This is a genomic window from Candidatus Contendobacter odensis Run_B_J11 (assembly GCF_000531125.1).
GTDB lineage: Bacteria > Pseudomonadota > Gammaproteobacteria > Competibacterales > Competibacteraceae > Contendibacter > Contendibacter odensensis.
The window spans coordinates 1-8,260 of sequence record NZ_CBTK010000265.1; the positions used below are offsets into that span (position 1 = coordinate 1).

General features: G+C 59.1%; 9 protein-coding genes. 1 reads left to right on the forward strand and 8 read right to left on the reverse strand.

The window, feature by feature from the left end:
* From BN874_RS15920 to BN874_RS15955, 8 genes are all read right to left on the reverse strand, one after another.
* Positions 1-1,064: B12-binding domain-containing radical SAM protein (locus tag BN874_RS15920; protein ID WP_034435212.1), on the reverse strand; the 1,064-nt coding region annotated here is incomplete at its 3' end.
* A gap of 196 nt (positions 1,065-1,260) precedes the next feature.
* Entirely contained in the window at positions 1,261-1,713 is a 453-nt protein-coding gene (gene nusB, locus BN874_RS15925; RefSeq protein WP_230314463.1) for a transcription antitermination factor NusB, read from the reverse strand.
* 3 nt (positions 1,714-1,716) lie between these two features.
* On the reverse strand, positions 1,717-2,196 hold the full coding sequence (ribH, locus tag BN874_RS15930) for a 6,7-dimethyl-8-ribityllumazine synthase (RefSeq protein WP_034435213.1): 480 nt from the start codon (positions 2,194-2,196) through the stop codon (positions 1,717-1,719).
* Between the two features lie 38 nt (positions 2,197-2,234).
* Entirely contained in the window at positions 2,235-3,335 is a 1,101-nt protein-coding gene (gene ribBA / locus BN874_RS15935) for a bifunctional 3,4-dihydroxy-2-butanone-4-phosphate synthase/GTP cyclohydrolase II (RefSeq protein ID WP_034435214.1), read from the reverse strand.
* A gap of 3 nt (positions 3,336-3,338) precedes the next feature.
* Positions 3,339-3,998 (reverse strand): riboflavin synthase, encoded by a 660-nt coding sequence (locus BN874_RS15940; protein ID WP_034435215.1) that lies wholly within the window; start codon positions 3,996-3,998, stop codon positions 3,339-3,341.
* Positions 3,999-4,313: 315 nt separating this feature from the next.
* Positions 4,314-4,676 carry a diacylglycerol kinase gene (locus BN874_RS15945; protein WP_034435216.1) on the reverse strand — a complete coding sequence of 121 codons (363 nt, stop codon included), beginning with the start codon at positions 4,674-4,676 and terminating at the stop codon, positions 4,314-4,316.
* Positions 4,677-4,681: 5 nt separating this feature from the next.
* A complete protein-coding gene (gene gcvPB / locus BN874_RS15950; RefSeq protein WP_034435217.1) occupies positions 4,682-6,136 on the reverse strand; it encodes an aminomethyl-transferring glycine dehydrogenase subunit GcvPB in 1,455 nt (484 codons plus the stop codon).
* 147 nt (positions 6,137-6,283) lie between these two features.
* The gene (locus BN874_RS15955) at positions 6,284-6,958 is read right to left on the reverse strand and encodes a cytochrome b/b6 domain-containing protein (RefSeq protein ID WP_034435218.1); all 675 of its coding nucleotides are present in this window, start codon (positions 6,956-6,958) and stop codon (positions 6,284-6,286) included.
* A 452-nt stretch (positions 6,959-7,410) separates the two neighbouring features.
* Here BN874_RS15955 and BN874_RS15960 point away from each other — a divergent pair.
* Positions 7,411-8,260, forward strand: an 850-nt coding sequence (locus tag BN874_RS15960; RefSeq protein WP_034435219.1) for a 2-isopropylmalate synthase, incomplete at its 3' end; no start/stop codon positions are given.

Sequence of the window (8,260 nt, forward strand, 5' to 3'; positions counted from 1 at the left end):
TGGCGAGTGATGGGTGTGCCGCGCAGCCGCTTGAGAATGCCGACCTGAATTTCGTGCGGGTCGAGCGCTACCAGCCGGTTGAAGCCGGCGGCGAAACTGGCAACATCCTCACCGGGCAAGCCAGCGATCAAATCGGCGTGTAAGTGGGCTGGCGTGTGCTGGCGCAACCAGCGCAGATTCTCCTCGGTCTTGCCGTTGTTCTGCTGACGGCTGATCAGCGCCTGCACCACCGGATTGAAGGTCTGGACGCCAATCTCGAATTGCAGCGCGCCGGGTGGAAACTGAACGATTCGCGTTTTAAGCGCTTCCGGCAGATGGTCGGGGATCAGTTCAAAATGCAGAAAGAGCCGTTCGTCCAGCCGTTCCAGAAAAAAGTCCAGAATCCGCGCACCCGTTTTACTATTGAGATTGAAGGTGCGATCCACGAACTTGAAATGGCGCACGCCTCGTTGGTAGAGCGCCTGAAGTTCGGCGAGAAACGGCTCCAGCGGGAACGGCCAGGCGGTTTGATCCAGCGCCGACAGACAGAATTCGCACCGGAACGGACAGCCGCGTGAAGCTTCGACGTAGATCAACCGGTGGGCAATATCTTCGTCGGTGTAGAACTGATACGGCAGGGTCAATTGATCCAGCAGCGGCGATTCGGCGGCGATGATCTTTTCCGCAGGCGGTTCGCCGGCCAGCACCCGCTGGCACAGTGACGCAAAAGCCCAATCGGCCTGACCAGTGATCAGGTAGTCGGCCAGCGCCACAATCGGTTGTTGTTCCCATTCATGGCTCACTTCCGGGCCACCCAGCACGATGGTCAAATCCGGCTGCACCTGCTTGAGCAGGGCCACGACCTGAGTGGTTTCCACCACGTTCCAGATATAAACGCCAAAACCGATGATGGCGGGTTGTTCCGCCAGCAGGCTCTCGGCAATGTCCAGCGGGCGCTGATTGATGATGAATTCGCGGATGGCGGTATCGGCCTGTAATTCGCCCATGTTGGCCAGCAGGTAGCGCAGCCCCAGCGCGGAGTGGAAATAGCGGGCGTTCAGCGTCGAGAGCAGGATGGTAGGCATGGCGGGTGTGTGCCAGCGCAGCGGAATCGCTCAACCGATAGGCGCGACCGCCCGCTTCATTGTAAGCGTCAGTTTCCGGCGGCAGCCGGCCCGGTTTCGACGGGAAGAGTTGCTTGTTTGCCATGCGGGTGACTCCTTGTCCAGGATTTGACGATGCCGGTTAGCCTGGCAAGGACCGCCAATCTCGTTAGGCGTTTCAGGACGGTGCAGAAAACTCAACCGACCGCATGGCACGGGCCAGTTTGTCGAGGATGCCATTAACGTAGCGGTGACCTTGTTCAGCACCAAACATCTTGGCCAGTTCCACCGCCTCGTTAATGATGATCCGATAGGCCAGTTCCGGGTGTTGCATCAACTCATAGCCGCCGATCCGCAGAATGGCGCGTTCTACCGGATCGACTTGCACCAGCGGACGATCCAGGAACGGTTCCAGCGCGGCATCAATCTCGGCCACCCGCGCCGGAACCTGATACACCAGTTCCCGGAAATAGTCGGGATCGGCCTTGTTCAAATCCTCATCGGCCAGAAATTGCGCCGCGATCTGGCTGGGTTGTTGGCCGGAAACTTGCCACTCATACAGCGCCTGTGCCGCGCAGCGCCGCGCCCAACTACGGGGTCCGGGTTTCTTGGAGCGGATCGGATCGGCCACGGCTCAGGCTTCCAACCGACGCAACAGGCTCACCATTTCCAGCACCGACATCGCCGCTTCGGCGCCTTTGTTGCCCGCTTTGGTGCCGGCACGCTCCACCGCTTGGTCAATGGTATCCACTGTTAATACGCCGAAACCCACCGGAATGTCATATTCCAGTGAAACGCAGGCCAGCCCCTTGACGCACTCGCCGGCAACGTACTCGAAATGCGGGGTGCCGCCACGAATCACGGCGCCGAGGGCGACGATGCCATCGTAGCGTTCGCTGGCGGCCAGCCGTTGCGCGGCCAGCGGCAGTTCAAAGGAACCGGGCGTCCAAATCAGATCAATGCTGGTTTCAGGAACGCCGTGCCGGCGCAAAGCGTCCACCGCGCCATTGATCAGGCTCTGGACGATGAAGCTGTTAAACCGCGCTGCGACCAAAGCGAAACGGGTATCCGGGAGCGGGGTGAAGTCACCTTCGATGGTGATGATGTTTTGCATGGGGGATTCCGTGACGGTGGTTAGTGAAGGAGCGGGATTCAGGAGACATATTCCACGACTTCCAGATTGAAGCCGGATAAACCGGTGATGCGTTTAGGAGCGCTGAGTACCCGCATTCGCCGCACTCCGATGTCAAGCAGGATTTGGGCACCGATGCCGTAGGTTCGCAGTTCGGCGTTTTGGTCAGCGCGTGGAGCTTCGGTAGCGCCGAACTGATAGCCGCGCATTCGCCGGATCAGCGCCGCTGGATCTTCAGGATGACTGAGACAGACCAGAACTCCGGCGGGTTCGTTGGCGACCCGCTGCAAGGTGTCGCGCAGCGGCCAGCCACTGTCGGGTAGGCGCAGGGTGAGCAGGTCGCTGAGCAGATGTTGGACGTGAACCCGCACCAGTACCGGTTGATCGGGATGAATCTCACCCCTGACCAGCGCGAAATGCACCTGTCGGCTGACCACGTCCTGATAGGTCAGCACCCGGAACGGGCCAAATTCGGTGTTCATCATTGCATCCGCGACCCGTTCGACGGTTTTTTCATTCTGCATCCGATAGCGGATCAGTGCCGCAATCGTGCCGATTTTCAGGCCGTGTTGTTCAGCGAACTGCTCCAGATCGGCTCGCCGCGCCATGCTGCCGTCGTCGTTGAGGACTTCAACAATCATCGCCGCCGGTTCCAGACCGGCCAGCCGGGTCAGATCGCAACCGGCTTCGGTGTGGCCGGCGCGGGTTAGCACTCCGCCGGGTTGGGCCATCAATGGGAAGATGTGACCGGGTTGCACCAAATCTTCGGGTCTGGCGTCGGGCCGCACCGCAGTGCGGATGGTGTGGGCGCGGTCGTAAGCGGAAATGCCGGTGGTAACGCCCTGTGCAGCCTCAATGGAGACGGTGAAGTTGGTGGAAAATGGCGTAGCGTTGTCCTGCACCATCAGTGGCAGGTGTAGTTGCTGGCAGCGTTCGCGGGTCAGCGTCAGACAGATCAGGCCACGTCCGTAGCGGGCCATGAAATTGACATCCTCCGGGCGCACCAGCGAAGCGGCCATCAGCAGATCGCCTTCGTTTTCCCGATCTTCATCGTCCATGATGATCACCATTCTGCCCTGCCGTAGATCGGCGAGGATATCGTCAATGCTGTTGAGTGCCATCGTTTAGTTCCAGAACCCGTGTTCGCGCAGTAGCGCCTCAGTTAATCCGCCCCCGTCCGGTTGCGCGGCGCGCTCGCCCAGCAGCAGCCGTTCCAGATAGCGGGCGATCAAGTCTACTTCCAGATTGACCCGCCGACCGATTTTAAAATCCGCAAGACTGGTTTCCGCCAGCGTTTGCGGGATGATATTAAGTTCAAAGGCCGCACCGTCTACCCGGTTGACGGTAAGACTGACCCCGTCGACGCCGATCGAGCCTTTTTCGGCGATGTAGCGGGCCAAGGCATCCGGGGCTTGGATCCGCAAGCGCCAAGAGCGGCCATCCGGTTGCCAGACGGTGACGACGCCGACGCCATCGACATGGCCGCTGACCAGGTGGCCGCCAAGCCGGGTGGTCGGGGTCAGGGCTTTTTCCAAATTAACTTTCATGCCCGGTGCGGCTTCGCCGAGGAGGGTGCGTTCCAGGGTTTCCCGCGAAGCGTCGGCCCAGAAGCCGTCGCCGGGCAGTTCGACGGCGGTCAGGCAGACGCCGCTGACAGCGATGCTATCACCGAGTTGCACGTCGCTTAAATCCAGCTTGCCGGTGGCGATGCGCAAGCGAACATCGCCGCCGCGTGGTTGAAGAGCAGCGATAGTGCCAACAGCGGTGATAATTCCAGTAAACATGGCGGGGTTCTCGAAAGAGCAAGGCGGAAAATTCGAAGGATTAAGCATAGCTTTGGGGTAGCGAATTAATAAATGGTTCGCAACTAATCGGGTATCAAAAAGTGGAATTCACCGATCATGATGAATGCCGTTTTTTATTGAGAGGCACAGGACAGGATAAAGGGTTTATACCGTTTTTTATAGATTAAAAAACTATCAACAATTGAATTTTGCGGAAAAATTATATTCAATTTTTTGATTAAATTTTATCCTTTAACTCAATAAATAAACTTAACTTAATCAAAAAGAGGAAATGGTAAAACTCTGAATCGGGGTTTAACCGAACAGGATCAGCAGCCATACCACGGTAGCATTCAGCAACGCCATGAACACCGCCGCCGAGCCGATGTCCTTGGCCCGGCCTGACAGTTCATGCTGTTCTGGGCCGATGCGGTCAATGGCCGCCTCGATGCCCGTATTGAGTAGTTCGACGATCACAATCAGCAGCAGGCTACCGATCAACAGTGACCGCTCCACCGCGTTGTGACCCAGCCACAGCGCCAGCGGTGTCAGCACCGCACACAGCAGACTTTCCTGCCGGAATGCTTCCTCGTTACGCCATGCCGCTTTCAGTCCCGCCCAGGAATAGCCAGTGGCATTGACCAGCCGCCGCCAGCCCGTATGTTGTTGATAGGCCATCGCTATCAGGACCCGGCCGGACGCCAGGCCAAGTCCATATCGCGGGCGGCGCGTACCTCGTCCAGCCGCCGTACCGGGCGGTGATACGGCGCTCCTTTAATCCATTCAGGATCACTTTCCGCCTCCTGCTGGATTTGCTGCATGGCCGCAATGAAACTGTCCAGTTCTTCCTTACATTCGGTTTCGGTCGGTTCGATCAACAGGCATTCCGGCACCAGCATCGGGAAATAGGTGGTCGGAGCATGGAAACCGAGATCGAGCAGCCGCTTGGCGAAATCCATCGCCGTTACCCCCAGAGTTTTGGCCTGACGCTTGAGAGTGATGATGAACTCGTGGCTGGCTCGCCGCTGTGGAAAGGCAGGATCGAAGCCAGCCTTGGCCAGTTCCGCCAGCAGATAATTGGCGTTCAGAGTCGCGTATTCGGCGACTCGACCCATGCCAGCGCGGCCCAGCATCCGGGCGTAGATGTAAGCGCGCAGGATGACGCCGGCATTACCCATGAATGCCGACAGACGACCAATGCTCTGGGGTCGGTCGGCTTCGCTCAGCCAGCGGTAACGCTCGCCATCCTTGCCGACGATGGGAATCGGCAAGAACGGTTCCAGTCGGGTGTTGACTGCCACCGGCCCGGCACCGGGGCCGCCGCCGCCGTGCGGAGTGGCAAAGGTCTTGTGCAGATTCATGTGCATCACGTCGAACCCCATATCGCCGGGTCGCGCCTTGCCGAGAATGGCGTTGAGGTTGGCTCCATCGTAATAGAGCAGCCCACCAGACTCATGGACGATGGCCGCGATTTCGGTGATGTGGCGCTCAAACACACCCAGCGTTGAAGGATTGGTCAACATCAGCCCAGCAGTGTGCGGTCCGACTGCCTGGCGCAAAGCGGCGAGATCTACATCACCGTTAGCATCAGTGGGAATTTCCCGGACCGTGAAGCCGCACATGATGGCGGTGGCGGGATTAGTACCGTGGGCGGCGTCGGGAACCAGCACTTCGCGACGGGCATGATCGCCGTGAGCGACGTGATAGGCACGAATCATCGCCATTCCGGCAAATTCACCCTGAGCACCGGCCATCGGCGTCAGCGACACCGCCTGCATCCCGGTCACTTCCCGCAGCATCTCCTGCAAATCGTACAGGCAGGCCAGAAAACCTTGACTGATCGCTTCCGGTGCCAGCGGGTGGCGGGCGAGAAAACCGGGCAATGAAGCCAGCCGGTGACAGATGCGCGGGTTGTACTTCATGGTGCAGGAACCCAGCGGGTAAAAATGGGTGTCGATGGAAAAATTCTTCTGCGACAGCCGGGTGTAATGGCGCACCGCCTGAAGTTCCGAGACTTCCGGCAGCGGCGCGGCGCGGCGGCGGCGCAGGTGATCGGGTAGGTCGGACAGGGCGGTTTCGGGCGCAGTCACCGGGATCACCGCCCGGCGACCGGGCCGGGATTGGTCGAAAATCAGCATCGAGAGTACCCAATCAGGTTTGGAAAAGTGGACAACGGCAATGCCGCCGGTAGCGCTTCTTCATTCGGTTTCCAGGCGATTTCCGGCGGAAAGGGTGGGCTTGCCGCCTAGTTTATCGCCATTGTTCAGGAATCGTCTCTTTCAGTGTCAGCGCACCAGCAACCAGACCACTCCACCCGCAACGGCCAGCACCACCAGACCAAGCCACGGACTGACCATGCGCGGTGCGGCGTCGATCTGCTCTGACGACAGGTGTTTACGCCCGCTGAGCATCGGATGGATCAAATTTTCGCGCTTGACCAGCAGGTAGAACAGCACCGCTGAAATGTGAACCGCGATCACGGCCAACAGCAGATTGAAATTGAGCTTGTGGATCGTGGTCAGCCAGTCGCTGGTACTCTTGGACACCCAGGAATAGAGCGGCCCTTCGATCAGGATGTCATCGTTGGCGAACAAGCCAGTGCCGGCCTGAACCAGCAACAGAACCAGCATCGCCACGATGGACCAGCCGCCCATCGGATTGTGGCCGAGATAGAGTGGCGTCTCGCCACGTAGCAGGGCCTTGACGTAATCCAGCGCCGCGCCCGGTCCACGGACGAAAGCGCTGAAACGGGCGGTTTCGCTGCCTACTACGCCCCAGATCAGCCGGAACAGCACTAGTATCAGCACGGTGTAGCCTCCCCAGACGTGATAATCCATGGTGCTGCTGTTCTCAGCGGTGAGCCACTGCATGATCATCAGTGTCACCAACGTCCAATGAAAGATCCGAGTGGGCAGATCCCAGACCTTAACCGGTTGCAGATTTTCGTTTTTCTTGGCCATTAACGGTTACCTCGCTGCGATGTGTGGTTACTCACTGGGTGTATTGTTCAGCTTTATTGACAGTTGGCAATCATTTCCCGGCTTGACCGCGACGTGCAGCTTTCGTTACTCTAATTTTCATCATGAATACACTATCCCGTGAACGGTTCGAACTACGACTGAGTCACCCGGCCTCCTGACTGGAGCGCCGGGGCTGGTTGTCGCATTGCTGCCGAACCGTTCATTGAGGATTGCAGATGTGTTAAATCCCTACCGATCCAGTCTCCGCGCTTCCCGCATTGCTGTCAGCGGTTACCCTCCTGCTTTCACCCGTACCCTCTCGCTCGCTCTGCTACGACTACGTCGCGGTCGTCGGGCCTAGTGGCGGCCTGGCGGCCGTATCCGCGCCGCATTCGTGTCTGAACATCCTGAATAACCGGTTTTACCCATTTTCGTTGCGAGAGGAATTTGCCATGCGTGTGGATGCGACCCGTAAATACCGCCCCTTTCCGCCGGTGCGCTTGCCTGACCGCCAGTGGCCGTCGCGGACTCTGACGCAAGCGCCGCGCTGGTGCAGTTCAGACCTGCGCGATGGTAATCAGGCGCTGATTGAGCCGATGGACGGCGAGCGCAAGCGCCGTTTCTTTGAATTGTTGGTGCGGATGGGCTTCAAGGAGATTGAGGTGGCGTTTCCTTCCGCTTCGCAGACTGATTTTGATTTCGTGCGCGGCCTGATCGAAGGCGGTCGGGTACCGGATGATGTCGCGATCCAGGCGCTCACCCAGTCCCGTGAAGATTTGATCCGCCGCACCTTCGCCAGTCTGCGCGGCGCCAAGCGGGCGATCCCGCATCTCTACAATGCCACTGCGCCGATCTTTCGCGAAGTGGTGTTTGGCCTTGACCGCGCCGGCTTGATCGAACTGGCTCGCAACGGTGCACGCTGGTTCGCCGAATGCGCCGCCGAACAACCGGATACCGAATGGACCTTTGAGTATTCGCCGGAAACCTTCTGCTTCACTGAGCTGGATTTCGCGCTGGAGGTGTGCGAGGCGGTGCTGGATATCTGGCAGCCAACGCCGGAGCGCAAGGCGATCCTCAATCTGCCGGCGACGGTGGAAGTCGCGACGCCCAATGTCTACGCCGATCAAATCGAGTGGTTTTGCCGCCATCTGTCGCGGCGCGATGCGGTCATCATCAGCGTCCATCCGCATAACGACCGGGGTACCGCCGTCGCCGCAGCTGAACTGGCGCTGATGGCGGGCGCCGACCGGGTCGAGGGCTGTCTGTTCGGCAGTGGCGAGCGCACCGGCAATGTCGATCTGG